Here is a 25,896-nt window from a genome sequence, read left to right on the forward strand (position 1 = left end):
GTTGGCGCTTGCCAAATTTACGTTTGGCGGCGCGCTATCACAGATATCAAGACTGTCCTGTGTTTCTCTACTATCGGGCAATCCGCCCGAACAGCACAGGAGGGAACAGAATGGTCAAACCGGATCTGGAACAACTTCTTCAACAAGCACTCAAACTGGCACGGAAAGATCAGAATTATCGTTTCGTCGCCTGCTACCTCAAGGCAGCTCTTGAAACTGCCCGTGAGTGCAAAGAGATGACGAAATCATCCTGACCGGTATTGGCCGCGAGCAAATATAGAGGCTGCCCGGCAAAGGTCGGGCAACCTTTCTATCTCAACCGGTTTTGCAAAGACCTAGCCTTCGAAGCTACCTGGCCAAATCTTGCGGGCCGATTGCAGAAGCCTCTGACCTTCAATGTAAACAGTGAGGATGTCTTGCCTGAGTAACGCACGGGAATGCATGGTTTCGATACGCACCCAGTAAAGCCTTTGTAGACTTTCACGCACATCTTCCTGGCGATGCCACAAGGCCGAAAAGACTTCCTTCCAATTATCACGACGCTCGATGATCTTCTGGTAATCGGTGAAGTCCGCATAGTCGATAAGCGGGCCCTTCCGTCGCCCAGCCTTGACGGCTTTCTGTTGCTTGTCCAGCCATGTATCATACATGCGGTTTGGCAACCGATGTCGTGGCCATCCCGGGCCAAATGTCTCTTCCATTACATGAGCGATGAGCCGCCGTATGCCGCATTCAAGAACAAAGAGCCAGTTATAAGCCTGACGGGACAAATCACCGTCGGGAAGCTTGCCAATCAAGGGCACAGGGGCAAAAGTTCCGAAGATATCTTCAAGAATCATGGCGGGTTGTCGAATGCCGGTTGTATCGACGATTTCAACGAAACTTTCGTCTTCGCCCTCAACCAGTTCATCATCAAAGCCGTGATCCCGATATGTCTCCTCACGAGATAAAACAGCCTGATCTACAGAGAACTGAACCGGATCACGCCAGTCTCCGAGCTCGTCTCGCATGGCTTCAACCATGCCGGGGCTGTAGCTGTCAGGCTGCCGGACAAGATCCCCGATGGTCTGAAGTTTTACCAGTCCCGCTATGGCATGTTCGGCTTTGGCAATTTCGAGCAGAACCGGATTAAACTCTGCTAGTCGGGATTGAAGATTGACCGCGAAAAGTCCGACATTCTGCGCTGCAGCCATCAGCGGGCTGTCGTGAAGCTTCTCCAATGCTGCTCCTATACGGACGATCTCTGGAGATTTCGCAAACTGCTGATAGGTCAGACCAATTCTTTGGATTTTTTCAAACACCGGCTCCCAATCCAGCCCGCGATAGGGATCAATCATGCGCTCGACGTCCAGGCGCAATTTTTCGCTGGCAGTAGCTGCCCGCCCCAATGCGGACATCTGGATGGATCGCTCTGCAAACTCACTCAAGGGGGAAGCACTTGATTTTATCGCTTGCTGCAACCGATCTGTTGCCCGCGGAGGCTCTGTCTTTTCACTTGGTTGATCGTCGTTCGATGTCATCTGTATCCAATCCCGGCATTAAACGAATATGGGAACCTGAACATCCGTTTTGGCACCCAAACCCCTCTTTGGCATAGAAACTTATGAGAGCAGATATTCCGTCTCATAAACATTAACTTTCGAGGATTTAAGTATGACACGATCAGTTAAAGATACAAACTACGACCAGATATCCGGCATTTTCGCTGATGTTCGGCAAGGGGTTCTCACCCCGTAGCGTTATCCTCACTGTCCTTCTGTCAAATCGCCAATTTGTTATGGCGCATTACCCAAAATGGAACTGATTGACAGAATTCAGGGGGACGACCTCTGCCATCTTCATAAATTGATATTTGCAAAATTTCTTGCAATATAATATTTTCGATGTCGTTACCTGACTTCAGCGACATGAAAGGCTCAGCATGAACAGTCCCTCCGCCTCTTTGGCTGAACCGGTGGCAAAATGATCGACCGGGTATCTGTTCTCATTCTGACCTCTGTGTCGATCGGCAATCTGTTGATGCCTCACAATGCAAAACTGCTCGGCGCGACCGGGCTTGTCTGGTGCATTTTTTTAGCCGGTCGGACAGTTTTATATCGGTCTCGTGACGTCAAGAAACGCATTCGGGATGGAGACAGCCCGTCATTTCTGTTTCGCATCAGCTTTGACACCAAAAAGGATTGAGCCCAATGGATAATAACGAACAGATCTCCATCGATCAGAAATCCCCGACTACGGGCGAGACAACGCCGCATGCTCAGCGCCGGAGCAGATCTGCGGCGAAGCGCGACAGTGTCTCAACTGCCCGTGACCGTCTGAATACCGCAATCAGGGCGGCAGAAGATCAGCTTGAGAAAATCCGCGAATGGGTCACTGAACATGATCCGGCAAATGCCATCTCTCCTGCAACCCAGGCAGCCACTCTGACCAATCAGCTTGGCACCAGACTTGACAAGATTGCCGATGCGCATTCGAGCCTGACGAAAATACGTCAGAAAGCCGCGACAACAACACTTGCATCCGCCGTTTCGGTTATCGATCCGAACATTGATCTGGGCCAGATCGAACAGCTGATCAAAAGCGGTGCGACCGGCGATGAAATTGCCAAGGCTTTGGCGGCCAAACTGACGGAATCGCGGCATGACTGATCAGGAATATGGCATAACCCGTGAAGAGGAAGCCCGGCACACGGCGCTTCAGGAGATTTCACGCCCCCCCAAGGATGATGACATTCCTGTCGTACTGGCCGACATAACTGACTGGATGAAACGGCAAGGGGCCGTTCTCACACATGAAGACAGCTATCAGCTGCAGTCCCAGATTTTGCAGCTTGGCCAGCCGGGTTACTATCCCTGGCTTATTCGTGCCTTTGCCGACTGTGCACGCATTGCGCGCGAGAAACCGGTCCGTGACTTGCGTAAGGAAAAAAAGTCGCGCGACAGTTTCCAGTTGCTCTGTTTCATTCTGGCCGTCTGTCTGGGGGCGATTTCGTTCATGCCGACCAATCCCTGGGTTTATGCCTGTGCTCTTCCACCCGGACTGATCTCTTTGTGGTTTTTGATTAAACAGGCCCGGGGGAAATAGGCATGGATTACATCGCCGATTTCTTCAACGAACTTTACCAGATCAAATACGCTTTCGCGACCGGCGTATATACCACCCTTGGTCCGCCGATGCTCACGCTATTGCGAAGCGGAAGTTCGCTTTACATCATCCTGATCGCGGTCATGATGATTGCGCAACCGCAGAAAGGGAAGGAAAGACTTGAAGGGCTTGCCTATTCGATCCTGGCTGTTATCGCCGCGATCTTCCTGCTGAACCAGACAGGTGGAACGGCACTTGTCCTGAATGTTTTCTGGGCAATTGAGGATATGTCTCTCGGGATTGCCATTGAAATGCTGCGCAAGCTGCCGACTTATGGCCAGGCACTCGCCTTGCCATATCCGATCGACACCGCGACAGCAACAATTCAAGTCGGTGGCGAAACGATCGTCAATGGCTACGCGGTTCTTGCGGCGCTTATCGAAGACCAAATGTTTGGTATTCTTGGGCTCATGGCACAGGTGGCTTATGGTAATGGCACTATTTTGACTCCTGCCACTATTGTCAGGGCATTAATGTCGATAATTGGCATGCTGCCCTTCATATTCGTGCTCGGCATTTTTGCCGCCTTCATGGCGGAAGCGATGTTCAAATATGTGGCCATGAGTACGGCTGCACCCATCCTGATCGCTCTTTTTCCCTTCAAGTTCTTTCGCCCTTTCAGCACAGCCGGCATCCGCATCCTGATTGGAGCCTTTTTCACCATCATATTTGCTGCCGGCGCCATGGGCTTCACCATGGTTGCAGTTGATAACTTTAAAGGTCGTCTGAGCACCAAACTTGAAGCCGCACAACAGGCAGGCAGCGGAACGATAAGATATCGTTTATGGTGTGAAAACAGCTCTACGATTTATACTGGTGCCTGGCCAGAAGAGGGTTATGAGGCATTCAAATGGTATGGAAAAGGTGACGTAGAAGAAATGTCGCCCGAACAATGTGCAGAAGCACTACGTCTATCTAATGTTGGTGCTTGGATTGTTTTTGAGAAGGAATTCTTAACTCTTGTCGTTATTGGTTTCTTGTCAGTTTTGCTCCATTTGTCGGCCAAAACCCTTGCCTCCAATATTTCTGGCGCCAATGACGGGCCTGGACCGGCTGCAGCCGTCGTGATGGCTGCAAAAACTGCTGCCATGGGCGGCGCCGGCATTGCCATGCGCTATGGTGGAGGTACGCTCTTCGGTCAAGGCGGTGCAGGTAACAGCATTTCCAGCCTGATGAATAAAAGCGAAATTGGTCAAACACTTCATAACCATGGGCTTGTGGGCAGCGCAGCCTCAGCCATCAATCCCTTCAAAGGAGCTCCACCGACATCGCAAAACACTAGTTCTTCTGCAGGCTTTGGCAATATTGGCACTGACCGCTTTTCAACCGGAGGCGGTAATGGCAGTATGATGGGATCACAAAAAGAGCAGCAGCAATTTGCTGATATCATCACAAAATCATTTGCACAGGCCCTTCGGCAATCCGGCGTAGGTCGCGACCGAAACGGCCTATGATTTTTAGGAATTATGCCATGCGCAAGATAGTTACACTTCTCCCTCTTATATTACTGCTCAACGCATGCTGGTTCGATACAGCTCCAGAGTTGTATCGCGTAGACGTTGTTTTTCAGGAGAACGGAAAACTCACCTCCGGGCATTCACAAGCAGTTTGTGATTTCAGAGGTCAAACTGCCACACGACAATGCTCTGTTAAGCTTGTGATTAAAGACACACATTTAAATCCTTCCGGAGCAGGACAGTATAAGGCAAAAATCGACCAGATGTTCGCTGACCCGGCTTACGCAAAATCAGAATATGCTACTGCCTTCTCAAAACACGAAGAAATTGCTTTGTCGCTTGAACTCTCTGCACATGGCCGTAAAGAGAACCGGTACAATCTGATCGTAAATGGAGATCTGCCATGGTCCTGGTCAAATCAAGCAACAGCAACAAATGAACTTGGCCAGAAAGTTGTGGTCGTAACAGACAGCGAACTCAGAGACGGAAGAAATCTAAGTTTTGAACCAAATCCAGCTCCGTATATTAAGCTGTATAACGATGCCTACAATGAATTTTTTAATAGAAAATCCGGGTGTTATACCGGGGATGTGAATGGATGCAAAATCATTGAATTCATAGGTATGCAAGTGACGGTTCCCTATCAACCGGCAAATGTGACCATCACCTGGACACCAATCGATGAAGATGATCTCAGTCATACCGATAAGGTGAGCTGATGAACATTAATGCCATGCGCAAATTTATGACCCTTCTGCCTCTTACATTACTGCTGAGTGCATGCTGGTGGGATGATGCGCCTGAACTTTACAGTGTTGACGTTGAATTCTCTGAAGAGGGTGGTTCTTTATCGGCGAAGACAAGTTCAGTTTGTGATTTTAGAGCTCAAACATCATCAAGAACCTGTGAAATAAACCTTCCACTCGAAAATCATCACCTTCAGCTGATCGGAGTTGGCCGATATGCTGAAGGAAACTCTCGGATGTTTATCGACCCGAATTTTGAACGCACAAAATATGCAGAATTCACCAAACAGCACATCGCTATGCCATTAACAATCTTGATTTCTGCGCATGGAAGGAAGGAGAATCGATACGGCATTAACTTGGATGGATTGATCCCGTATGGCTTAAACTCTTCATCTGTCGCTAAAGACGATCTTGGAAGACAAGTCGCTATTGCCACAGATGAAAACCTTAGAAATTCATATGTCATCGATCTTTCTCCAATGCCCGAGGAATACCTCAAGCACTGGTCAAACATTTATAACGAACAATTCAATCGCGAGTTCAGTTGCTACAACGGTGACCCCGGAGGATGCAAATTGCTGGATCAAGTGGCAGTTTCAGAAGCCCAACCATTCAAACCAGCAACCCTGACCATCACCTGGACGCCAATCGACGAAGATGATCTCAGCCACACCGATAAGGTGAGCTGATGGCTGTTCTTGTCAATCCGCACCCTGATCCCGGCAATCTCATTGAACAGCAGCTGGCAGGCCTGCCAGATCACTGGATTGTCGTTAAAGCAGGAGCTGGATGGGCAAGTCTCGAACCAACCCGGGGATGGTATGAAATCGATGCCATCCCGGAAGATATCAAAGTCAACCTGCCTCCTGCCGCCGGGCAGCTCAACAGCCATTTTCTGCCCCAGCTCATCGCGCAAAATATAGAAAACATGCCAGGCAATATCGACAACCTGCCGATCGGCTGGTTTGATGATGCATGTGCCGTGCTGACATCTGCCAAGCCGGAAACGCCACCAGCGGCAAAAAGCAGCACCACTTCGCGAAAACGAACACGTCGCAATCCGGAAGCTCTTAAAGCCATCCGTCTTGAATTACAGAATGCTCTGGCCGGGCTGTATGAGGATCCCGGCGCGGCATGCGCCAGAATTGAAAGAGCACTGCAACGGGATGACAGCACTTTCATCCTCACATTGCTCAACCATAATCCGGATCATTTTGGCAGCACCCATTCGATCAAAAGACGCTGGTGGCATCCGGATATCGAAATACATCTCCAAGCACTTGAGGATTTGTCGTCATGATCCCCCTTATTGCAGCCTTGTTTTGCGCATCGGTCGCAAGTTTTCTGTCGGGCTGGGCGATCCTTGCCCTGTTTGGGATCAACTGGCTTAATCCAGATCATCGCGCAGGCCTGGCAGATCTGGCAGGTTGGCCGCTGGAGGCTTACAGCCTCGGTCATTTATGGCTGACTGCGGCCCATCTGCTTGGCCTGATCACCATTTGCACATGCCTCTTCCTTGGTTGGAAATTTCTTGCCGAACCTTTCCGCATCCTGTTCCGCCAGACGCCCAAACTCATCTATCTGGCCTATCCTGTCGCTTTTCTCTGGAACAAGGCTGGAAAGCTCATCGCAAGGATGATCCGGATCAGAGTTCCCAAACCGCGCATCGAGGCACGTATTGAATGGAATGCCTCGGCCGCGGTCAATCGAACCGAAAATGTTTCTCCTGAAAGAGCGCCGGTAACCCTGACACTCGACCCGCCAGCTTCCAAACCGGTTGCAAGTCAACCAGATGCAGCGGAGCGTAATGACCCGTCCGGACAGGACGTAAATGTTGATGCTGAAAGAATGGCATCTCAGGAAACCGGACTTGTCTATTCCGACCCGATGGCGGAACTTGAGCCAGCACCCGAACGCCCGGAAGCACCGGTATCAAAACCTGTTCTGGATCCGGAAGCCGGACTGCCTTTTGCAATCGATCAGTTGCGCGAGCTTGGTTACGAAACCAGGGTCAATTTGCAAGTCAATGCTGCTGACGGCGGATTTGTTCCCGATATCTTTGATGCGGACCCCAAGGCAAGCGTTCAGCTTGTCGCCATCGATGCCGAAACCATCTATCTGATCGAGACCGTCGATCTGGGCAATATGCAATGGTCTGTTCAGACAATGGCGGACATGCATGACGCTTCCTGGACCGATGCAGAATGGACCAGCCCGTCCGGCACGATGGCCTGCCCGGCCACCCGACTTGCCAGATCACGGGAACGATTCAATTCGGCCCTGCTCGCCAGATTGAATATGAATGAATCATCCCTGATCAGCCTGTTGCTCCTTCGCAACGGGTCGCTCGCTGATCCCGAAGTCCTAGCCCGCTTCACAGATGCAGAAGATATTGAACTTGCCTGGTTCGACACCGCCAGCGATATCGACAAAATTGTTGATCCTGCAGAAGGAAAGATGGCGCCATTCCTCCTGAACATTCTGACCCAACCAGCTCGCAACGCTGCCTGACAGGGAAGGCGCCTTATACAGATAAGGCGCCTGTGGCGCACGCGCGCAACCGTATCATACGATCCAAATGCCCTGCCTATTAAGTCTGATATACTGGACATTTTAAGAGAATTGATCCAATATGTCCTGTATATTGGACAAAGGCACAGGAAATGGATATCTTCGATATCGGTGAACTCATCCGACAGCACAGAAAATCCCGCGGCATGCGACAGGCAGCCCTTGCCAGCAAAGCCGGCATTGCCCGTTCAACCCTGGTTGCGCTGGAAAACGGAAGCCTGCCGGAGCTTGGATTTGGCAAAATATGTTCCCTGCTCGCAGTATTGGAGCTGGATATCACGATTGCTCCGGCCAGAGCCAGACGGCCGACACTGGAAGATTTGAGAAATGATCCGGATATGGAGTGACGACAAAAAAGCAGGCCTCCTGGAGCGCCGCAATCTTCGCGGCAGCACATTTGCCTATGATCATGCTGCCGAACCGGAACGTGCAGTCTCAATGACGATGCCTGTCAGGCTTGAGTCCTGGAATGATGATCATCACTTGCTGCCCGTTTTCGAGATGAATCTGCCTGAAGGCTATCTCAGGGAGCGCTTGCGCCAGCAATTTGCCAAGGCACTGGGACATTTCGACGATTTCGACCTTCTCGGCGTTTCCGGACGCACCCAGATGGGACGTTTGCGCTATACAGGGGCAGACGAAAGCCTGACGGAAGATGTGCCGTTCCAGTCCGTCGATGAAATTCTTAAAAGCCGGCGCGATGGCACGTTGTTTGACGACCTTCTTGAGAAATTCACACTCTATTCCGGGATCAGCGGGGTTCAGCCGAAAGTTCTGGTCCGCGACAATATGAGCGAAACAGGCGCCCGCCTCTCCCAGAGCTTCCGGGGGGCAACCCATATTGTTAAGCTCTGGGACCCAAGAGAATATCCCGAGCTGGCGGCAAATGAATATTTCTGCCTGCGCGCGGCCGAAAATGCCGGGCTCTCCGTACCGAAATTTCAGCTATCCGAAGGTGGCGAAGCATTGGTGCTTGATCGCTTCGATCTTCAACCCGATGGCAGTTATCTCGGCATGGAAGATTTTGCTGTGCTCAATGGGCGCGGTACCGCAGACAAATACCGGGGCAGCTATGAAACCGCCATTATCAGTCGGGCAAAGGACTATCTGGGGGAAACGCAGTTTCGCAGTCAGGGACCCGCGCTCTTCAAACTGCTGGCGCTGAACGCCATTTTGCGGAACGGAGATGCACATCTGAAGAACTTCGCCCTGACATATCCCTCGGTCGAGGCGACCCCGTCTCTGGCACCGGTCTATGACGTGGTAACAACCTCGGCCTACCTCCCCAGAGACCAGATGGCCCTTACCATCGATGGCAGCACCAAATGGCCCGACCGGGAGAAGCTCATCACCCTGGGGCGACGGCTCGGCCTTTCACCTGCCGCTGCCGGTGAGATGATTGACCAGGTGGCCGAGGCGGTTGACCGGACCCGATCCGAGGTTCGCAGCTACATGAAAGACAGACCCTCATTCCAGGAAATCGGTGACCGTATGCTCTCGGCATGGGAAGAGGGCCTTCAGCACAGTGCCGGCCACGTGCCAACCCTTATCGATCCGGGACCACCTCAAACCTCCCTATCCGCTCCTGATCAAAGCAAATCCGAGACCTTCAGACTGCCTGAGACAGGCGATCAGGCACAGTTGAAGGACTTGAAGGTGAAAATGGCAAGGCGCGATAGTGACGACCTCCTGTCGATTGTCGAGAACAACCGCCAGCGCATCTCTTCAATCAAGGATCAGGGAGAAGGCATTACTTCCTCGACCCGCATCGAGCGCCGCGAACTCGAGGCAGGTCTGTCGCTTTTGCGCCAGACCCTCGGCGCGCGCGGGATCGAGACTGGCCGAAAGAAGGAACAAAGGGAAAATTCCCCCTCGCGCACCCGCGGAAGGGGACGGCGCCGATAATACAGGACAGTTGCGCACAGGCACTATTTACCAACTTTCTTGTGTCATCACGTCTTCAGGTTCCCTAAAGTCTCAAGAAATCACAATGGATAGAGAGAATGCTGATATGAGTGAGAAGGATGTCTGGTACCACGGCACCATTTTCGGATTTACCGAATTCGCGCCCTTGGCCCATTTCGGAACCCGCAAGGCAGCCTTGATGGCAATCATCCGGCAAATTGTCGACAACAGTGCAAACCGTGACCGGAAACTCCCATATAACGTTTTCCCTGTTATCGCCCCGACCCTGTTCCAGATTGATTTTGACCCGTCAGCCGTTCCATCGACCAAACAAGATCCGGGCAGCCCGGGCATTCTTGGCATGGCCCGGGCCCTTGACGAGCTCGCCTGCAAAACAGCAAATGAACAATACTGGCAGAAATATCGGGATCTCAGGGATGGCGGACATCTGGGAGATGACGCCGATGAATCGCTCTATGGCCGTCTGGATTTGCTCGAAGAAGATTTTGCGGCCGAAGGCATTAATGCTTTTACCTATCCGAACACCGTCGAGGATCGTGGCAATCAATCTCTTGTGCTAGTAAAGGCATCCGCAATCTTCCCCAAACCAGCCACTGAAACCGTTACCAAAAGTGAGCTTTTGTCCGTTCTCGATGACACCAGCTTTTGGTCATCCAATGCCTGTTATGGCAAAAGCTTTACAGAGATCTTCGACGATCTTTATCCGAACGCTACCTGACCTGCATGTCACACATGTCATCAGAAGAACTGATCCTTCAGGTGTGCAATCCGCGCGACCCTGAAGGGCCGGTTCAGGCCTGGGTGGCTGTACGCATAGAGGCAAAAGACGACGAGATTGACATCCATTGTACATTTCAGCATTGCCTGATCTTTGATCAGTATGGCAGTGCCGATGTAACCTATGGCGCAGACAGAACAAACCGCGGTCTCCGCCTGGCAGGGAAATGCGATACAGGTTTTTTCGAGATCCCTGACGAATTCCAGAGCCTGAGAATTGGCTGCTGGATCATGTCACGTATCATTGACTGGGCGTTTCAGTGGCCCGATACGGATGTTGTCCCGATCTGGCTGGGACCAGCCAATGCAGAAGGGGTCAATCGCGAAAGACGGTACCGTTTCTGGACCGCTTGCGGTTACCGGTTCGAAGCCGAGAATATTGTGCATGGATATTCCCTACCCTGCCAGGTTCGCGACATGACCGCTCCGATGAAGTGGCAGGAAAATATCACCGTCATGACTACAGACGCGTTTCAGAGCCATTTCAATCGTCGAAAAAGAGAACTTGCTGTTCTTTCACAGCAACATGACTGGTTGAAACGTCATCCGGTCCTTTATGGGCTGGGACGATCACTTTTTACATTTTGCTGCCCGCCCGGCGAGGCTGACATCCCCCCCGAACCAGCCATAAGAGACAGTGCCCCCAAGGATGTTTTCAAAGGCATTCAAGAGGTAGAGTGTGATATTCACTGGCATCAAAGAAAACTAAGCCGCATCGAAGCTGCCCCCTTTGGCCATCTTCTGGAAACCCATAAGGAGTTCATGGATATTGCAAGATTGATGGGGCTGTTCTGTCTGATTGCAGGTGTTTTCTTCGGGCTCTTGATGTTAGCCGGCACTTGAATGACAAACAGAGACATCTCTGGTTAACCGATAACGGTTATCTGGAAGTTACTGTCTGCAGATATCTTGAAACGCTCACTTTGCCGACACCCGAACATTGCCCTTTCCTTAATTGATAAATATCCATTTTTATGCAACTACAGGTTAAATGCACTACTTATAATGTAAAATTTAGATCAAGAGTTGGGGGATTGGACAAATGTCCCGGGCAAATTGGACACTTCTTTTTACATTGACGCTATTCTCAATCGCCCCCGCTCAGGCCAGTTGGCTTAGCGAGATTACAGGCGTTGAGATCGATCTCAACAGAGGCACGGTGATCCTGAAGCCGCCAAATATTGGCGCAATCCCGGAAGCGATCCAGAATTTACCTAAAGACGTCGGCCAGGCCCTGCTTAATCCGGCCGCACCGGCACTCGCAACATCGATCCGTTTTTCGAGGGGGCAAGCATTGAATGGTGGAGTACAACCGATACCGCCACACATTCGCGCACAGCTTGCGCCATACATGCCAGCCAACATCCTCGACAAAGTCAGGTGGACAACTGCGAATGGTCGCATTTCAATCGATACATTACTGGCTCAGGTATTTAACCAGTCGGGAGCCGTTACCCTTGATGACGTTGTTGTCTTCAGCAGTTCGGGACTGGCAACAGGGACATCGTTAGCTAACGTGGAACTCTGGGCGCACGAACTAACGCACGTCATCCAATATCAAAACATGGGCGTCGAAACATTTGCGTTCAACTATACTGTCAATTGGAACGGTATCGAAGCCCAGGCAAAGGACAATGCATCTGTAATTATGCGGTCCATCCGCCAAAATTCACCTTATAATCTGCAAGTGCAAAGCGGCGCTTTTGCTAGTCAAATACCTTGGGGAGAGATGAACAATGCGGGTCGCCAATATATCAATCCAATATCCTGCATCTGGATCAATGGCGGGATGACAGGAAACGCCTGCCCGACATATGTTGTGGTCACGGGCGTTGTCATGGTCAACGCATATGGCCAGAGCCAGACAATGGCGTGCAATCAGCCGACTTGCGTGTTCAGGCCGAACTGGAGTGGGCCTTTGCTATCTCCGCCTGGATGGAGAATCACCGGTGTAACTGCCGCATTTGACCCTTATCAACGCTAATCAACATTGGGTAAGGGTCAACAGGATTGCAGATCTCAAGGAACTGAGTTTTCTAAAAGTCACTTTGTGCTGTTGTCCTGAACTTTCACTTTGCAGATGTTGGTACAATGAGAACGGAGTAAGCGCCCATCTTGGGTGACTTGCCGGTGATTTTGAGTCCATCAGCAGTTGACGCGTACGTCTGGTAGTCTTCTGAAAAATCCAGATGATAATCGTCACTGGTCAATTTATCTGTTTCATACAAATGGATCTTTCCATGACCCATTGTGTCCACTTCCATTCGCGCAGACGTATTATCGCTCACCGTACCGTGCTTTGACGTATATGTAACAATGCAATTGAACATGGGATTATTGTTGTTAATCCCGTCCATCTTGAAGAGCATTGATTTAAATTTTCCCAGAGACATCGATTCCTCTTTTAATCTCGGCCGGAAAGGTCGACTTACTACTCAAATGGAAAATCCATAATGTTTTCCATCCGGCAGCTCTACATCCAGTCGCAATTTACCACCAGCGGCCTCAATATAGCGTTTCAATGAAGAAACCCGTAAGTCGTTATCTGGCTTTTCCATGCGCGCAATGGTCGGTTGTGCAACACCGAGGGCCAACGCAATTTCACCCTGAGTTTTGTCCAGGATGGCTCGTAACTCTGCCAAATTCAGTTCCATCAGAATTTCGGCAGCTTCCTCTTTCGCGCGGGCGACAACTTCCGGCTTTTCACGCGCCAACATTTCATTAAGCGATCTTGCCATCTTGCCTACTCCATTTCTGTCGTTTTAATCTTGCTCTTTAATCTTGCTGAGATGTGCCGTGAATTCCCGATCAGCAATCGGAATCATTTTCTTGTAAAACCGCTTCTCATCACCGGCTTTATTCCCGGCACATAACACAATAGCCTGACGCTTGGGATCGAAAGCAAAGAATGCCCTGAGCGGATCACCTTTACTCTGAATGCGCAATTCCTTCATGTTGCTATAGGCAGAACCTTCAAGGGTATCGGCATATGGCCTTGCCAATGCAGGCCCCTTCTCTGCCAGAACCAGAAGTAAAGCCATCATTCGGGCTCTATTGGTCTCATCGAGACTGTCATACCAGTCGTCGAAGATATCTGTCGTCAAGACTTCCCACATGCAGCCCTCAAAGCAACATAGCGAATACGCTATATAGCGTTTATGCTATATTATTGACAGAGCCGTCAATAAAAAAGAATGAGCTTTTCTCATTGTTTCAGGCTTACACAAGCGGCAAGACAAGGCGCAAAGGGAGTATTTTCAAAGGCTTGAGGCTGGATTGAATATGGCCATCCGCAAGCTCTTCCAGATCGATGGTTCCGCCCTGCCTTTTGGCGGGCAGGCGGCATCGTCCGATCCTTTTTTCGCCAGTGTCACTCTCGACCAGACAAATTTTCCCGATCAGCTGACCGGGCTGGTCGGCCAGCGGATCTGCCCGATCAAAAAACAACAGATCACCCTGTTGCCAGACCCCATGACCGCTCACACCAACCTCAATGCAAAACAGATCCCCCCGCGGGCGGACCGGCCAGTCGGTTTCCAGGCAGGGGGCGCGCTCAATAATTTGGCCATCCGCCAGCACGGCCTCAACTGAAAGCGGCTGATCAGGATCAGTAAGCCCGGTATGGAACGGAATATCAAGAACCCGGCAGATTGACTGCCAGCGATCCAGCCTCGGAAACGAGCCATCACGAATTGAACGGATAGCCTCGTAAGATCCAGTAGCGAGTTTTGAAGCTCTCCTAGCTGAGAGACCAGTATTACCCAAGCCGATCTCGATTATGCGTTGCAAAACTTCGATAGAGCAGTGCTCTGAAGAAAAAGTGCCATTTTCGATCGCTTGGAACCCAGTGGTGAATCGAAACTGCAAAACTTTGGATAAGGCCGCCCATTTTTCTACAGATGGCATATTTCCGCGCAGAACACCACTAACGGCATCACGACTTCCAGTAGCTTGTAAAGAGGCTTTCATAGCAGACAAATGGGTCCGCTCAAGCCCTTGTTTTACAAGCCTTTGAAGCTCTTCAATGGAAATGTTCCCCGACATGCTCCGAGGATAATCTCTTCTCGACCTAAAAACTATTTCGTGTTTTTTGGTTGTAATTACGATTTTTTCACTTAATCATGCGAGCATATTGGTTGATTCTGTCGCGAAAGGAGTTCCGGGGATGCAGACACGACAGCGCGCACTGCGCGGGCTCTCGATCACCAGGATTGAACAGCTTGTTGCCGACCAGATCCGGCGCCGGCGTATCGCTCTGGAAATGTCACAAGAGCAACTGGCCCGGGCGCTTGACCCTTTTGGAATCCGGATCACACGCTCCGTTATCCACAAATACGAACAGGGCCCCGGCAAGACCGGTGCGGGCCTGAGCATGACGATGTCGCGCGCCCTTGGACTGGTTCTGTTTCAATCCGAAACCGGATTGCTGGATTCTCTGCAAGCGACCCCGGAAGAATCCATACCGGATTCGACCGATTCCGCACCATCGACAACGCCAGAATCAGCAGAACCTGGCGGGAAAGAGAATTGATATGTGTTTATTGCAAGAATTTACACACGGTACGAATTCCCAGTTTTCAGGGATTCCGGCGCTGCCGTTAACCTTCCATTATCCAGTTTACCGGCATTTATCTTGCAACATAAATGCAACTTCGTTTAATCATATTACGTTGCAAGATTACAGGTGATATATGCCGTCATTCGACCAGAATATGGATGAACAGCTTAAAATCCTTTCTCCGCAAATGGCCCACGGTGCGCGATGCGCCGTCCTGAACTGGACCTATGCCCGCACCACGGAAGCCAGCAAGGAATGGCGGGAAAGAAACGCTCTCAAGGTAAAAGGGCGACAAGGCGAGAGCAGTCTTGGCATTGATTACCGCACCATTTTGCGGATTGAAAAGGGCCTTCCCGTTCAGATTGGCACCGTTCATGATCTGCGCGAAACCTATATCGATGCCGGTGTTCGCTTTACCTCGGACGGTGTCGTTACCCGTTCCCACGAAGAAACGATCCTCAAAATCAATGGCTTCGAACCGGCCCCTGTCTTCTTGCGTCCGGAATGCACCCGGCGGCTAAAAGAAATACTGGCCAGCCAGCCCGATGTTATCGAAGCCGCCTATCTGATGGAAAAAATTATCGCCAGAGGCCTTCAAACAGTAGAAGCACCTTCGAGGAGCCATCACGGATGACACTCGGGGAAATCAAAGACAGGCTGAATTCAGACGCCGCCTCTGCCCTGCAATGGTTGATGCCTGAAGGTCGCTTTATCCGCCATCATTTCTGGTGTGGCGATGTCTTTGGCACCCCGCCCTCAAAAGGCAGCAATGGCTCGTTTAGCTTCAATCTGAGAAAAATGATCGGCAAGGACTTCGCCGATAGTGACCGGGGTTATTACGGCATCTATGACGTTATGGTCGCCCATTGCCATGGCGATCAAACCAAAGCCATCGCCCTGGCCAGAGACTATCTTAAACTGCCGCCAGAACGCAGGCCGGAACTGCGTCAGGGACATGAGCACGGCAGCCGGGGTCGGCGCAAGAATGATGACATCGAAGTTCTCGAAGTCATTGTGCCGGCCCCGGAAACTCCTCCGGTGCTTCCCGCTTCCCATCAACGTATTCTCGCTGGCTGCTGGCCTTGGCGCACCATAGACGGAACACTCCAGGGATATAGCTACCGGATCGAATTCGAGATAGACGGGCAACGGAAAAAAATCCCGCTTCCCCTGACCTGGTGTCATTTGAGGAACAAAAAAACCGGGGATGAATGGTCCGGCTGGCACAATGCCGCCCTGCCCCAACCCCAGCCCGTTATGCACGCCCATATCATGGCAGGTAAAAGGCGCATCCTTCTTGTTGAGGGCGAAAAGACCTGCGATGCGGCCAACAGACTGATCGAAAACCCCGAACATCCATTATCCGACCATTTCGATATTGCGACAACATGGCATGGCGGAACAGGCCGGATCGATTATGTCGACTGGGGCATATTCAAACCCGATCAGGACGTCACAAGTTGGCCGGATGGCGATCTCCCCAACAAGCGCCTCTATCGACCAGGTGTACTGTCAATGGAACGTATCGCGCGCAAGCTGGCCGATCTGCCAGAACCTCCTGTTTTCAGAATTGCCAATCCTCTCAAGCACTGGGCTGAAATCAGTGCCGAGCCCCTTCCAAAAGGCTGGGATCTGGCAGACCCGATACCCGAACCAGGTACTTTGGCCTGGATAAGCTACACTCTTGATATGGCGGAGCGTTATCTATGAGCCCGTAATAGCAAAGGCCCCGCCGAAACGGGGCCTCTGAAAGTCAAATAGAGCTTGCCAACTCTGTAACGATCAGCCTGCACAAGGTCTGAATGAGGGGTCTTTGCTTTTCCGACAGCCATCTTTCGATGCCTGAACAGTGAAGCTCGCCTTGGTTCAGCCAGACAGCCTGCTCGTGTGTTGGCCCGCTCCCCTTTGCGCAAGTCGCGACCCAACATGCCTGAATATAAGGGTGTGAACGGTCGAGCACAACCCCCAAAATGTGACTGAGGCACTTAAAAATGAAAAATGTGACCGTATCGACCACCCGATTTCGGCCTGACGCGACATCTTCATCCCATAGCACTTCTGCTGTGAACCGCTTTGCCTGGCTGCAACACCGGATCTTTCAGGCAGAGAACCTTTCCTCAACCGCCCGTCTGGTTGCCTGCGCTCTGGTAAGCTTCGTTAATGACCAAACACTTGGATGTTTTCCAAAACTCGCGACCCTCGCAAAATCCACTGGTCTGGGCGAGAGAACAGTGCGCAATGCCCTTAATGAACTTGCTGAACACAAGCTTGTCGTCAAACACCGTCGGGCGGCTGGCTGGTTCAATACCCGCAACACCTATCAGTTGATCGGGATCTCGATCGAGACCAAAGCGCCTCAAACACGCACGAAAAGAAAAAACGTACCGGCACCAGCTGCCGCTTCTGCACCGGCACCAGATTCCGCTTCCAATAGGAACACGGATTTAAGGAAATCGGATAGAAGGGCCGCAAAGGTGCGTGCTGCCAAGCGCGAAGATCAGAAACAATCCCTGCCCGCCCTGCCCTCTGATCAAAACCAGTTGATCGAAGTCGTGGTGCGGCGATGGCAGCAGTTGTCTGTCACGCCCTGGACATTGCAGAACGCCAGGGAACATGTCGGGCTCGCAATCGAGCGTGTTGGCATAGATCTCGTTACTGATCGACTGAACGCACTGATCAAACGCCGCGGCCTGAAGCACACAGATCTCCTCGATCATCTACAAGGATTGAGCATTGAACAAGAGATCGAACCTGCTGAAACGCAAGATTGGCTTGGCAATGTGCCAGAGGACTGGGCAGCGATTGCCCGAGACTTTGCCGATAACCCCCACCACAACTGCCCACGGCCATTCATGTGGCTGAAACGCCTGACCCCGTCCTTTGACGGCGACTGCCTGACACTGAAAGCTGACACCCCCTGTGTGCGTGATCAGATCCGCAATCAATTTTTCGACATCCTGTCGGCCATCGTTTCGAAACGTGGCTATCAACTGTCTCTGGCTTAAACCCGAAAGGAAATTGATATGAACCCCCTCTCACACTGGATACAAACCGCCGGTACCCGGCTCCGGGATTTTGACGAGAAACATCATCTGTTTCTTGGAACCCCCGGCTGGCTGGTTGCCACGTTCCTTGTCATGTTTTGTACCGGCATTGTTTGCGTTGCAATCCGCACGCTATTCCCATTCGGGGCTTCCACAGCGATCTTCATCGCTGGTATTTTCGCCTTTCTGGTCAGCTTTGCTATCGGCTGGTCTTTCTCGATCTATCGGACCCGCTACATCCACTTGAACGGCGACAACACCACTTACGAACTTGTTTACTTCGGCAAGGTCGTGGGTGAAATTGATTGTCGCGACATTGCTGGCATAGACCTGGCACTGATAAAGTCGCCTCAAAAATGGCTTCGCGAATGTCTTTTCTCATTGTCCATCTTGTGGGGTTATTTCGGCAGATTGCCCACACTGGTTATCAAGGCTTCCCTCATATTGGGGCTCGCTCTTTTTCTATTCTTTGACGTCCCTCTTGAAACACTGACGGATCGATCGGCTGTCATAGAACTGCTTAAGGTCAGTTTTGCCTGCGCCCTTGCTGCCTGGGCATTGGCTTCGATGCTGGGCTTCTATCGAACCGCAATCAGAGCCGATTTGCCAAGAACACGGATGATCATGTCCGCGGCTGGTGTCTCAGGCTACGATCCAAAAGATATCGAGATTCACCCGAAGCCGGTCATCCAAACAGCAAGCCGCTTGGAAACTCAGACGGCATAACGACCATCAAACGTGCAAATCCTTGCAAAACGAAAGCCCCCGGCTTATCTCCGGGGCTTTCGGACTAATGCTTGAAGGTTGATCTGAGTTCGTTAACAACGGCATTATTCCAAAGATAATATGCAGATTATATTTTTGCCCTGGACCCTTCGGGCAATTCATATCCGTCGGGAAAAATGGCCCTTTCGAACAAACAGTCTCTGAAAGACATTTTCTGCATCGTCTCAACCGATAAGTCACTGAAGTCGGCCCCTGTAAAATCTACCTGCACAAACGAACCCTGATTGTCGGTGTCGTCTTCATCTGGATATGACACGAAACGGGTATCCCTCATCCAGGAGCCTACAATCTCCGCCCCTTCAAAATCGGTTGCGCTAAACACAGCTCCTCTAAAATCCGTTGATTCAATTTTTGCATGCTTCAGAGAAACGGAAAAAAAATCTGTTTCCCTCCAGTCCACTCGTTCCATTCTGTGTACAAGTCTCCTCATAAGAGGAGACGTGATATTCATATGGAAATCAAAATTGATCAGGGGGCGAACATTAATCTCGATGCCAGAGAGATCTGTCCTGCTAAATTTACTTCCACGGAAGGTTGCCTTCTTTATGACGGAATTTCTCAGACTGCCCTTGATAAAGCTCACCTGGTTCCAATTTCCTGCTTCAATAATGGTGTCTGGCAAACGGATGTTCTTTAACTTAAGACCAGAGACGTCAAGGTCGGATATCGACTGACCAGAGGCTGCAATTATTTCAATAATTGCCTGCATCGCTGATGTCTGGTTTATATTCCGTGATGTCTTTACATCTTCGGTCATAGAGGCAATCTGAGCCAAAAATGACGCCCTGAGGATCGCCCTTTCCTGAGGTTTGTCGACATAGAAATCCCAGGAAAATGCAAAGAGCGCAGCCAAGACACCGACAAACTCGATTGTCCTGAATGCGCCCTTAAATGACTGCAGACATGTCTTCATCCTTGACGTTAATTTTTGGAACCGATTTCTCGGTGCCTGGATCACTGCGCGTTTAGCGACACCCTTTTCATCCAGAAGAATTAAATGCCAATGCTTTCCCGATTTCTCGAAACGGTGTCTGCAACCGAGCCTTGTCAAGCCCCGACCTGTTTTTTGGCGTCCGGATAATCGGGCTCGCCATTGATCACAAATTTGCTCAACATTATTCACGCCATCCCTCCACCACTTATGATGAATATCGTGCCTTAAAAAGGCAGAACAACAGCATTCAGCCAGTCAATGACAGATTGGTAGAACTCCATGACCTTCTGAAAAATAGCGTCCAACTTAAGCAACATCGTGCCAGCCAACCCGGCAGCCAATGTTTTCATGAACGTGTCCAGAGTCATATCCAGCTTCTGGGCCGCCCATTTGCCGATCGACTGGATGGCACGCGCAGCGCGTGACACTTTGCGGACATCTGGTTGCTGATTGCGTCGTTCGGCGTCGAGCTCTTCGCTGATGGTCTCAACCGCTTCCTTAAGCTGCTCACTGTGTTCTGCGTCGAGCGCGATATCTGAAGGGGGTTGATTGTGACCGATGCCACCATGCTTTGCTTTGGTCGAGCCGGGTTTTGCAAGAAGGACTTGCAGGTCGGCAGCATGGGCCAGTGTCGTTCGACGAACAGCCCGTTCATACGTCGTCCCGAAAGATGTGCGAACCCCGCGTGCGAGCCTGGCATCGATCTGATCATGATCGGCTATAGGATCCCTCGCCCCAAACGGATCTGTTACCGGCTCGCCGATGGGAAGCCCAAGCTCGGCGGGATCGAGTGCCCGGCGATCGCCAGCCACCACCCCCGCCCGGTCCTGATGATAAGGGCCCGGCCCCCAATTCGCACCACCTGAAGTCTGCACTTTAGAAATGACGGCGGAAATGGCGTCCGGATCTGCAATTTCGACGAATTCGTTAAAAATTGCGTCTTCGGCTTTGTATGTCCGTCGCTGATCAAATGGATATTCCTGCCGGTCAGTACCGGTCGGCAAATCGGCATCGAGAGCCTCAAACAACTGATAGAACCAATGCTCAATCAGCTCCTCTTGTCTTTGTCGGGAAAGACTGCGGACTTCGGAAGTAGATATTCTTGCATCCTTGTCCCAGGGTGCCGCGTAAAAACCACCCTCCCCTAAGGCCCGAGAACCAACCGGGCTTCGATCAAAACCGGCATTAAAATCGAAGAAAGAATTTGATTCATCTCGTGAAGATACAGGTTCACTATCGTAGACTACGTAGTCAGGATGATTAGGGCTGAGGGCCCATTCCAGCGTACCGTTGCTTTCCACGAAGTCGATGGCCTTATCAATGACATCTACGCCAACAACGGCTTTGAACTCGGCTTCTATTGCTTCACGGGCATCATAGGGGCCGCCGTGGATATACAGATACCCCCCTTCACTTCCATTGTTAGATGCCCCAACTCTCGGGACCTCAAAACGATCAAAAAACCAATTGGTGATCAATCGCTTTTGGAACTCTTTGCTAAACCTGCGAATACGGGACGGCGTAACGTAGGCGCCAGAGCCAATTGGGTTTGGATATCGCTTTCCTTGAGGTCTTGCCATCCCCTACCCCGCTTTTAGTAGCCCGCTTCGATTGGCTGCATTTCTTTATATTTCACGATGACTGCCCCAACCTTCTGTGTCACATTCACTGGTGCGCCGCGTTGGTCAAGTAGATAGTCCAAGCATTCCAAGATAGCCTTAAGCTTCTTTGGTTGGGCAGCCGGAATACCAGCAGACTTCAGTTTGATGGGCTGTACCTGAGCTTCTCGGCCAAGGCGTCGAATACGCGAAGGTGTTACCGGAGGATGATCCGCGCCAGACGGATGGTCATATCTTTTACCAACAGGTCTTGCCATCCCCTACTGCGGCCTCCCACCATTGACTTTTCTGAAGTCAGAAGTCGTTCGAACCAAATGGTGAAGATCAGGATCAAGCCAGCCACAAATTTCCTCAATGAGATCATTCGTCGCCACGGGGCGCTTGGTAAAAATGATTTCATGATGGGCGATCCTATTACGCATCACGCGCAGATCTTCAAGCTTTCGCCTCGCATAGTTCCTATCAACGTTCACTGGTGCGTGAGGAAATACCTGAGACCGAACGCCGCCAGTCCAAAGAAACTGATTATAGGCCGCGTTGAACAGCTTTACCCAAAAACCAAACATCATTTGAGAAATGATACAGTCGGATGTGACATGTCGACGACTATTGCTGTTCAGCTTGTTTCTTGTCTTTTCAATTTCCCACTGAGGTGTCGCAGGTAAGCCGGGGATCGGATTGACACCCCCCTGCCAAGACCGATCACCCAAGGCTCTCATAGGCCAATCTGTGTTGGTTCTGGCATAAAGAAGGTCGGACAGACGATTGCGCAATGCCACCTCAAGAAAGTGAAAGGGCATTAGAAGGCTTTCACTAAGAACTATATTCCATCGGTACAACCGGAATGCCAACTCAAGGTCTCCATTGGCTTCCCTGACATAAACAGCCATTCTTGGTTGAGATAGAAGGTCTTTCAAAGATTGAGCATTTGCGAACGCGAAGTTCTGCCCGTTTCGGTCCAACAGGTAAGGACCCGCTTGCCTTGAAAAATTCATATCTCCACCCTTTCTGCTATCTTAAATAGATCAGCAGAAGAGCAAGTTCATTGCAAGCTAATGTGCAAACGGTAAATAACAAAAAGAAAGGCGGCGCAGCCGAAGCCACCCGCCTTAATTCTTTTGCCGCAGGGTTTTCTCACTTACGTGAGGGAACTGATCCCGCAACTCACAAAAACCTTATACAAATTTTCTTGGTACGGAATCAACAAAAAATGAACTTTCCTCATTGCACATTTTTGTGAATGCAAATTTGTTCACAGATTGCGTGCGTCAAACGTTACACGTTTTCGCAGTTCAAAATCATCCATGAATTCTGCGTTTGAACCGAGCATTTTTACGCACTTAATTCCAAAGCAGATTTGAACGCGCATTTTGCAACTGGTTGCACGTTTAAACAGCTTTAAATCTGTTTAAGTTTGCATACCCGCTCTGGAGTGCACTTGCAGATCAATCCCTGAAGCAAGTTTGGTATCACGTGATACCTGAGAGCACTCATTTCATGTTTTCAAGCCCGCCAGCAAACAATTCATCAAACAACGCGCTATCTTGATATAGCTTGTCCATCTTGCGGATAATCGGGTCCGTTAAATATGCCCAGTTCCCGCTCTCCCATGCCTTCTGAAGCATCTCGAGCGTCAGATCTCCACCCAGAAAAAATTCACCTTCCCCTAAAGAATGCCAGCCCTGCCTGGCGATTTGATCCAAAACCTCAGGATAGGTTGCAATATACGATTTCCAGAGTGTCGCCCCACCAAACACGGAATATTCAGGTGTGAAATAGAAACCAAATGTCGTCTGACCTTCCCCGACGAGATCGGCAAGCGTATACGAATTGCTGGAATGGCCCGGTTTCCTGCAAAAATAGAAATACCCATACCAGTGAGCCTTTTCTCTTAACCAGGCGCGCGGACAGAACCAGTTTTGCTCCAGATCTCCGGATGCATGCCCACCTTTTATCCACTGATGGCGTACACACCAGTCGATCAGTGCCTCTTCGCATTGAGCGATGGCAGTTTTCTCCATTTCGGCTTCAAGAAAAACAGATGAACGGTTCCAGAGGGCCAGATCCTTCAAGATTGCAATGCCTGCCTGTCGTGCTTCTTCATTCATGAGCGTTCAAACCCTCTTTCGCTTTGATGTGATCAGCAAAACCATTTGCCAGGAAGCCTGCCAGATCACTGACATCCTTGCTTGCCTCTCTTAAAAAGCACGCCATCAATCCCCATGGCATTGATATAACATTTTCCTGCCCCTCAGGGATTGTTCTTGAGGATTTTCCGGTTCTGGTCAGATAGACAAGTTTACAGTCGCGCGCAGGACCGACACGTCGCCTGGCCAGCTCGGCATATCTCGAGAGTTGCGCTGGTTGCTCCCCCGCCTTGATCTTGACTTCGATAATTACCAGAAAAGCCGGGTCATCAAGCATGATGTCAACCCTGCTTGCTCCCAACCCATCCGGATATTTCTCCAGCATAATCCTCGTCGCCCCGCCATATGGCAGGTCAAGGTGATTAAGAAACCTTTCAAGAACGCCCGATCCCAAACCATGCCCTGCCTGTGGATCAAGGTACCAGGCCAATACCCTGGCATTTCTTGTCTCGTCCGTTTTCAAGCCGGCAATAGCCCAGACATTGTCCATGGGCATCCAGTCTGACAATGGCATTCTCAAGCTATTTGCAAAATCCCGTATGCGCTCGCTGGATAAAACCTCGCTTGAACCTGATACTGGAAATTCGTTTATCAAGCTTGTAGCCTTTACAGATTGCAAGAGCTGCAGAACCTCATCTTTTCTAATCATCAACGCTCCCTGCCCAAAGCCTGGGCGATTTCATCGCGCACTGATTTGCGAACCCCCCTGCCCTTTTCATCAGCCTGTTTCGGCTTCAAAGTGACTGGTAGACGTGAGGCAATCAAGGTGGATTGCAGTACGCCGGCTTCCTTCAGAAGCACAAGAAGCCGCATATGCTGAACATCATCCTTGGAAACCCGATGGATTTCCTTCTTCCATTTCGAAACGACAGACGGGTTTTTCTTCAACAGAAACGCCAGGGTGCGGAGCCACCCGCGCTCAGCCCCATCATTCAGGATCAAACCGAGGGCCAACAACTCCTCTTCAGAGATGTTGGGTTCTTGGGCTGGCTTGGTTTTGTCTGCTGTCATTTCATCATGCCTCAGTCACTCCCTATTCGGCATCATAGTTCCTCAGTCACCAATTGCAATCAGCAATGATGACTGAGGAATTTTTTGTGTTTGCAGCAGGTGCGACAAGAACTCATGTAAGGCGCATAGTGCGCGCTGGGCGTACCGGGCGCATCGCGGGCACACTTAAGGGCCATAACGCGCACAACGCGCCTTTGCTGTATAATGCGCGATATACACCTTAACCGCACAATACGCAGCATACAGATCATGCGCAACAGGCGTACCGCACAGACTTGACGCCACACACACTTTATACGCATCATGCACATGAGGCGCTTAACGCACCATTAACACCTTTGGCGCATAATACTCATCATACAGCTATGCGCACCATGCGCATTCTACAGATTATACGCCTCCTACACCTTATGTGTATCAAACTCAAACCGGAGATAGACAATGACGCAGGAAGACAATTGCTGGATCATTCTGCTTGGTGGCCAGAAGGGCGGCACTGGCAAAACAACCCTTGCGACCAATCTCGCAGCACTCTTCGCTGGAATGGAATGGGCTACGCTCCTGGTGAATGCGGACAACCAGAAGTCTCTTGTTACATGGAATGATCAACGTTCCGAACTTGGTCGTGAAACTGTGGAAGGGCAGGGCAAGGCTTTCAACGAGCTTACACTGGTTAGCCAATTCGGGAAAAACCTGCATAAGGACGTCAAAAAACTGACGCCGCAATACAATGTGGCAATCATCGATGCCGGCGGCTTTGATAGTGCGGAATTTCGTTCCGCCTTGCTGATCGCAGATGTATTGGTGAGCCCGCTCAACGCATCTTCGTTTGATACCTGGACGCTTGAACAGCTCCACGAGATTGTTGAAGGCGCAAAAATCAACAATCCCGACCTGAAGGCCGGGCTGATCCTTAATCGCGTGAATGCTTCTTCGGTCAGCGAAGCAAAGGACGCTCTGCGCAGCATCGTTGAAGATGAAGAAGATCCTCTTGAGAGTTTCTTCCTGTACAAAAAGGCGATTGTAAACCGGAATGCATACAGCCGCGCACCCGCACTGGGGCTCGCTGTTCACGAAATGCCTCGACCGGATCCGAAGGCAAAGGAAGAAATGGTTGCTCTTCAACAGGAAATCCTTGAGCTATTCCAGGCCGCAGCAGAGGAGGCCGCATAA

Annotated in this window: 31 protein-coding genes; 19 read left to right on the top strand and 12 right to left on the bottom strand. The window is 50.8% G+C overall.

The window, feature by feature from the left end:
- Nucleotides 1–110: 110 nt before the first annotated feature.
- The gene (locus TH30_RS22180; RefSeq protein WP_181850405.1) at nucleotides 111–254 is read left to right on the top strand and encodes a hypothetical protein; all 144 of its coding nucleotides are present in this window, start codon (nucleotides 111–113) and stop codon (nucleotides 252–254) included.
- 81 nt (nucleotides 255–335) lie between these two features.
- Here TH30_RS22180 and TH30_RS18990 read toward each other — a convergent pair whose 3' ends face one another.
- Nucleotides 336–1,520: a Swt1 family HEPN domain-containing protein gene (locus TH30_RS18990; RefSeq protein WP_147252069.1), complete on the bottom strand. Its 1,185-nt coding sequence runs from the start codon at nucleotides 1,518–1,520 to the stop codon at nucleotides 336–338.
- A gap of 669 nt (nucleotides 1,521–2,189) precedes the next feature.
- Here TH30_RS18990 and TH30_RS19000 point away from each other — a divergent pair.
- The 12 genes from TH30_RS19000 to TH30_RS19055 all read left to right on the top strand — a co-directional run bounded on the left by TH30_RS19000 (nucleotide 2,190) and on the right by TH30_RS19055 (nucleotide 12,608).
- Nucleotides 2,190–2,648 (top strand): hypothetical protein, encoded by a 459-nt coding sequence (locus TH30_RS19000; protein WP_114099681.1) that lies wholly within the window; start codon nucleotides 2,190–2,192, stop codon nucleotides 2,646–2,648.
- Nucleotides 2,641–3,084, top strand: coding sequence for a hypothetical protein (locus TH30_RS19005; RefSeq protein ID WP_114099682.1), 444 nt, complete (start codon nucleotides 2,641–2,643; stop codon nucleotides 3,082–3,084). The genes TH30_RS19000 and TH30_RS19005 overlap by 8 nt, the downstream gene beginning before the upstream one ends.
- 2 nt (nucleotides 3,085–3,086) lie before the next feature.
- Nucleotides 3,087–4,598 (top strand): hypothetical protein, encoded by a 1,512-nt coding sequence (locus TH30_RS19010; RefSeq protein ID WP_114099683.1) that lies wholly within the window; start codon nucleotides 3,087–3,089, stop codon nucleotides 4,596–4,598.
- Between the two features lie 17 nt (nucleotides 4,599–4,615).
- Complete coding sequence (locus tag TH30_RS19015) at nucleotides 4,616–5,320, top strand: hypothetical protein (RefSeq protein WP_147252071.1); 705 nt, start codon at nucleotides 4,616–4,618, stop codon at nucleotides 5,318–5,320.
- Nucleotides 5,320–6,039 (top strand): hypothetical protein, encoded by a 720-nt coding sequence (locus tag TH30_RS19020; protein ID WP_114099685.1) that lies wholly within the window; start codon nucleotides 5,320–5,322, stop codon nucleotides 6,037–6,039. The genes TH30_RS19015 and TH30_RS19020 overlap by 1 nt, the downstream gene beginning before the upstream one ends.
- Nucleotides 6,039–6,650 (top strand): hypothetical protein, encoded by a 612-nt coding sequence (locus TH30_RS19025; RefSeq protein ID WP_114099686.1) that lies wholly within the window; start codon nucleotides 6,039–6,041, stop codon nucleotides 6,648–6,650. Before TH30_RS19020 ends, TH30_RS19025 begins: the two co-directional genes overlap by 1 nt.
- A complete protein-coding gene (locus TH30_RS19030; protein ID WP_114099687.1) occupies nucleotides 6,647–7,861 on the top strand; it encodes a hypothetical protein in 1,215 nt (404 codons plus the stop codon). Before TH30_RS19025 ends, TH30_RS19030 begins: the two co-directional genes overlap by 4 nt.
- 152 nt (nucleotides 7,862–8,013) lie before the next feature.
- The gene (locus TH30_RS19035; RefSeq protein ID WP_114099688.1) at nucleotides 8,014–8,268 is read left to right on the top strand and encodes a helix-turn-helix domain-containing protein; all 255 of its coding nucleotides are present in this window, start codon (nucleotides 8,014–8,016) and stop codon (nucleotides 8,266–8,268) included.
- The gene (locus TH30_RS19040) at nucleotides 8,249–9,826 is read left to right on the top strand and encodes a type II toxin-antitoxin system HipA family toxin (protein WP_114099689.1); all 1,578 of its coding nucleotides are present in this window, start codon (nucleotides 8,249–8,251) and stop codon (nucleotides 9,824–9,826) included. The genes TH30_RS19035 and TH30_RS19040 overlap by 20 nt, the downstream gene beginning before the upstream one ends.
- Before the next feature lie 106 nt (nucleotides 9,827–9,932).
- Nucleotides 9,933–10,565 carry a hypothetical protein gene (locus tag TH30_RS19045; RefSeq protein WP_114099690.1) on the top strand — a complete coding sequence of 211 codons (633 nt, stop codon included), beginning with the start codon at nucleotides 9,933–9,935 and terminating at the stop codon, nucleotides 10,563–10,565.
- 14 nt (nucleotides 10,566–10,579) lie between these two features.
- Nucleotides 10,580–11,467, top strand: a complete 888-nt coding sequence (locus TH30_RS19050; RefSeq protein ID WP_114099691.1) for a hypothetical protein — start codon at nucleotides 10,580–10,582, stop codon at nucleotides 11,465–11,467.
- 199 nt (nucleotides 11,468–11,666) lie between these two features.
- On the top strand, nucleotides 11,667–12,608 hold the full coding sequence (locus TH30_RS19055) for an eCIS core domain-containing protein (RefSeq protein ID WP_114099692.1): 942 nt from the start codon (nucleotides 11,667–11,669) through the stop codon (nucleotides 12,606–12,608).
- A gap of 85 nt (nucleotides 12,609–12,693) precedes the next feature.
- Here the strand turns inward: TH30_RS19055 and TH30_RS19060 are convergent, their stop codons facing one another.
- From TH30_RS19060 to TH30_RS22025, 4 genes are all read right to left on the bottom strand, one after another.
- Nucleotides 12,694–13,017, bottom strand: a complete 324-nt coding sequence (locus TH30_RS19060) for a hypothetical protein (RefSeq protein WP_114099693.1) — start codon at nucleotides 13,015–13,017, stop codon at nucleotides 12,694–12,696.
- Nucleotides 13,018–13,059: 42 nt separating this feature from the next.
- Nucleotides 13,060–13,362: a helix-turn-helix domain-containing protein gene (locus TH30_RS19065; RefSeq protein ID WP_114099694.1), complete on the bottom strand. Its 303-nt coding sequence runs from the start codon at nucleotides 13,360–13,362 to the stop codon at nucleotides 13,060–13,062.
- 24 nt (nucleotides 13,363–13,386) lie between these two features.
- On the bottom strand, nucleotides 13,387–13,740 hold the full coding sequence (locus tag TH30_RS19070) for a type II toxin-antitoxin system RelE/ParE family toxin (protein ID WP_114099695.1): 354 nt from the start codon (nucleotides 13,738–13,740) through the stop codon (nucleotides 13,387–13,389).
- A gap of 103 nt (nucleotides 13,741–13,843) precedes the next feature.
- Nucleotides 13,844–14,668: a hypothetical protein gene (locus TH30_RS22025; protein WP_147252073.1), complete on the bottom strand. Its 825-nt coding sequence runs from the start codon at nucleotides 14,666–14,668 to the stop codon at nucleotides 13,844–13,846.
- 121 nt (nucleotides 14,669–14,789) lie between these two features.
- On the opposite strand from TH30_RS22025, the gene TH30_RS19080 reads away from it, so the two are divergent.
- From TH30_RS19080 to TH30_RS19100, 5 genes are all read left to right on the top strand, one after another.
- On the top strand, nucleotides 14,790–15,155 hold the full coding sequence (locus tag TH30_RS19080) for a helix-turn-helix domain-containing protein (protein ID WP_114099697.1): 366 nt from the start codon (nucleotides 14,790–14,792) through the stop codon (nucleotides 15,153–15,155).
- Nucleotides 15,156–15,315: 160 nt separating this feature from the next.
- Nucleotides 15,316–15,816, top strand: coding sequence for a hypothetical protein (locus TH30_RS19085; protein WP_114099698.1), 501 nt, complete (start codon nucleotides 15,316–15,318; stop codon nucleotides 15,814–15,816).
- A complete protein-coding gene (locus tag TH30_RS19090) occupies nucleotides 15,813–16,892 on the top strand; it encodes a hypothetical protein (protein WP_114099699.1) in 1,080 nt (359 codons plus the stop codon). Before TH30_RS19085 ends, TH30_RS19090 begins: the two co-directional genes overlap by 4 nt.
- A 353-nt stretch (nucleotides 16,893–17,245) precedes the next feature.
- On the top strand, nucleotides 17,246–18,187 hold the full coding sequence (locus tag TH30_RS19095; RefSeq protein WP_181850406.1) for a helix-turn-helix domain-containing protein: 942 nt from the start codon (nucleotides 17,246–17,248) through the stop codon (nucleotides 18,185–18,187).
- Nucleotides 18,188–18,205: 18 nt separating this feature from the next.
- Complete coding sequence (locus TH30_RS19100; RefSeq protein WP_114099701.1) at nucleotides 18,206–18,952, top strand: hypothetical protein; 747 nt, start codon at nucleotides 18,206–18,208, stop codon at nucleotides 18,950–18,952.
- Between the two features lie 127 nt (nucleotides 18,953–19,079).
- Here TH30_RS19100 and TH30_RS19105 read toward each other — a convergent pair whose 3' ends face one another.
- From TH30_RS19105 to TH30_RS19135, 7 genes are all read right to left on the bottom strand, one after another.
- Nucleotides 19,080–20,135, bottom strand: a complete 1,056-nt coding sequence (locus TH30_RS19105) for a pentapeptide repeat-containing protein (protein ID WP_147252074.1) — start codon at nucleotides 20,133–20,135, stop codon at nucleotides 19,080–19,082.
- 35 nt (nucleotides 20,136–20,170) lie between these two features.
- Nucleotides 20,171–21,526, bottom strand: a complete 1,356-nt coding sequence (locus TH30_RS19110; protein ID WP_114099703.1) for a hypothetical protein — start codon at nucleotides 21,524–21,526, stop codon at nucleotides 20,171–20,173.
- 14 nt (nucleotides 21,527–21,540) lie between these two features.
- Nucleotides 21,541–21,822 carry a hypothetical protein gene (locus TH30_RS19115; protein WP_114099704.1) on the bottom strand — a complete coding sequence of 94 codons (282 nt, stop codon included), beginning with the start codon at nucleotides 21,820–21,822 and terminating at the stop codon, nucleotides 21,541–21,543.
- Between the two features lie 3 nt (nucleotides 21,823–21,825).
- On the bottom strand, nucleotides 21,826–22,560 hold the full coding sequence (locus tag TH30_RS19120; RefSeq protein ID WP_114099705.1) for a hypothetical protein: 735 nt from the start codon (nucleotides 22,558–22,560) through the stop codon (nucleotides 21,826–21,828).
- A gap of 495 nt (nucleotides 22,561–23,055) precedes the next feature.
- Nucleotides 23,056–23,673: a hypothetical protein gene (locus tag TH30_RS19125; protein ID WP_114099706.1), complete on the bottom strand. Its 618-nt coding sequence runs from the start codon at nucleotides 23,671–23,673 to the stop codon at nucleotides 23,056–23,058.
- Nucleotides 23,666–24,361: a PD-(D/E)XK nuclease family protein gene (locus tag TH30_RS19130; RefSeq protein ID WP_114099707.1), complete on the bottom strand. Its 696-nt coding sequence runs from the start codon at nucleotides 24,359–24,361 to the stop codon at nucleotides 23,666–23,668. Before TH30_RS19130 ends, TH30_RS19125 begins: the two co-directional genes overlap by 8 nt.
- Entirely contained in the window at nucleotides 24,361–24,723 is a 363-nt protein-coding gene (locus tag TH30_RS19135; protein WP_114099708.1) for a hypothetical protein, read from the bottom strand. Before TH30_RS19135 ends, TH30_RS19130 begins: the two co-directional genes overlap by 1 nt.
- Nucleotides 24,724–25,164: 441 nt before the next feature.
- On the opposite strand from TH30_RS19135, the gene TH30_RS19140 reads away from it, so the two are divergent.
- The gene (locus TH30_RS19140; RefSeq protein WP_114099709.1) at nucleotides 25,165–25,896 is read left to right on the top strand and encodes a nucleotide-binding protein; all 732 of its coding nucleotides are present in this window, start codon (nucleotides 25,165–25,167) and stop codon (nucleotides 25,894–25,896) included.

This window comes from Thalassospira profundimaris, from assembly GCF_003326795.1.
Lineage (GTDB): Bacteria > Pseudomonadota > Alphaproteobacteria > Rhodospirillales > Thalassospiraceae > Thalassospira > Thalassospira profundimaris_C.

Excerpts from the sequence above, each read along its gene's own strand:
- TH30_RS19035 (WP_114099688.1), top strand. The coding sequence starts at position 8,014 with ATGGATATCTTCGATATCGGTGAACTCATCCGACAGCACAGAAAATCC.
- TH30_RS22180 (WP_181850405.1), top strand. The coding sequence starts at position 111 with ATGGTCAAACCGGATCTGGAACAACTTCTTCAACAAGCACTCAAACTG.
- TH30_RS22025 (WP_147252073.1), bottom strand. The coding sequence starts at position 14,668 with ATGTCGGGGAACATTTCCATTGAAGAGCTTCAAAGGCTTGTAAAACAA.
- TH30_RS19010 (WP_114099683.1), top strand. The coding sequence starts at position 3,087 with ATGGATTACATCGCCGATTTCTTCAACGAACTTTACCAGATCAAATAC.
- TH30_RS19125 (WP_114099706.1), bottom strand. The coding sequence starts at position 23,673 with ATGAATGAAGAAGCACGACAGGCAGGCATTGCAATCTTGAAGGATCTG.
- TH30_RS18990 (WP_147252069.1), bottom strand. The coding sequence starts at position 1,520 with ATGACATCGAACGACGATCAACCAAGTGAAAAGACAGAGCCTCCGCGG.
- TH30_RS19030 (WP_114099687.1), top strand. The coding sequence starts at position 6,647 with ATGATCCCCCTTATTGCAGCCTTGTTTTGCGCATCGGTCGCAAGTTTT.
- TH30_RS19020 (WP_114099685.1), top strand. The coding sequence starts at position 5,320 with ATGAACATTAATGCCATGCGCAAATTTATGACCCTTCTGCCTCTTACA.
- TH30_RS19025 (WP_114099686.1), top strand. The coding sequence starts at position 6,039 with ATGGCTGTTCTTGTCAATCCGCACCCTGATCCCGGCAATCTCATTGAA.
- TH30_RS19115 (WP_114099704.1), bottom strand. The coding sequence starts at position 21,822 with ATGGCAAGACCTGTTGGTAAAAGATATGACCATCCGTCTGGCGCGGAT.
- TH30_RS19045 (WP_114099690.1), top strand. The coding sequence starts at position 9,933 with ATGAGTGAGAAGGATGTCTGGTACCACGGCACCATTTTCGGATTTACC.
- TH30_RS19090 (WP_114099699.1), top strand. The coding sequence starts at position 15,813 with ATGACACTCGGGGAAATCAAAGACAGGCTGAATTCAGACGCCGCCTCT.
- TH30_RS19005 (WP_114099682.1), top strand. The coding sequence starts at position 2,641 with ATGACTGATCAGGAATATGGCATAACCCGTGAAGAGGAAGCCCGGCAC.
- TH30_RS19140 (WP_114099709.1), top strand. The coding sequence starts at position 25,165 with ATGACGCAGGAAGACAATTGCTGGATCATTCTGCTTGGTGGCCAGAAG.
- TH30_RS19135 (WP_114099708.1), bottom strand. The coding sequence starts at position 24,723 with ATGACAGCAGACAAAACCAAGCCAGCCCAAGAACCCAACATCTCTGAA.
- TH30_RS19050 (WP_114099691.1), top strand. The coding sequence starts at position 10,580 with ATGTCATCAGAAGAACTGATCCTTCAGGTGTGCAATCCGCGCGACCCT.
- TH30_RS19120 (WP_114099705.1), bottom strand. The coding sequence starts at position 22,560 with ATGAATTTTTCAAGGCAAGCGGGTCCTTACCTGTTGGACCGAAACGGG.
- TH30_RS19060 (WP_114099693.1), bottom strand. The coding sequence starts at position 13,017 with ATGTCTCTGGGAAAATTTAAATCAATGCTCTTCAAGATGGACGGGATT.
- TH30_RS19040 (WP_114099689.1), top strand. The coding sequence starts at position 8,249 with ATGATCCGGATATGGAGTGACGACAAAAAAGCAGGCCTCCTGGAGCGC.
- TH30_RS19055 (WP_114099692.1), top strand. The coding sequence starts at position 11,667 with ATGTCCCGGGCAAATTGGACACTTCTTTTTACATTGACGCTATTCTCA.
- TH30_RS19015 (WP_147252071.1), top strand. The coding sequence starts at position 4,616 with ATGCGCAAGATAGTTACACTTCTCCCTCTTATATTACTGCTCAACGCA.
- TH30_RS19085 (WP_114099698.1), top strand. The coding sequence starts at position 15,316 with ATGCCGTCATTCGACCAGAATATGGATGAACAGCTTAAAATCCTTTCT.
- TH30_RS19065 (WP_114099694.1), bottom strand. The coding sequence starts at position 13,362 with ATGGCAAGATCGCTTAATGAAATGTTGGCGCGTGAAAAGCCGGAAGTT.
- TH30_RS19080 (WP_114099697.1), top strand. The coding sequence starts at position 14,790 with ATGCAGACACGACAGCGCGCACTGCGCGGGCTCTCGATCACCAGGATT.
- TH30_RS19110 (WP_114099703.1), bottom strand. The coding sequence starts at position 21,526 with ATGGCAAGACCTCAAGGAAAGCGATATCCAAACCCAATTGGCTCTGGC.
- TH30_RS19100 (WP_114099701.1), top strand. The coding sequence starts at position 18,206 with ATGAACCCCCTCTCACACTGGATACAAACCGCCGGTACCCGGCTCCGG.
- TH30_RS19130 (WP_114099707.1), bottom strand. The coding sequence starts at position 24,361 with ATGATTAGAAAAGATGAGGTTCTGCAGCTCTTGCAATCTGTAAAGGCT.
- TH30_RS19070 (WP_114099695.1), bottom strand. The coding sequence starts at position 13,740 with ATGTGGGAAGTCTTGACGACAGATATCTTCGACGACTGGTATGACAGT.
- TH30_RS19000 (WP_114099681.1), top strand. The coding sequence starts at position 2,190 with ATGGATAATAACGAACAGATCTCCATCGATCAGAAATCCCCGACTACG.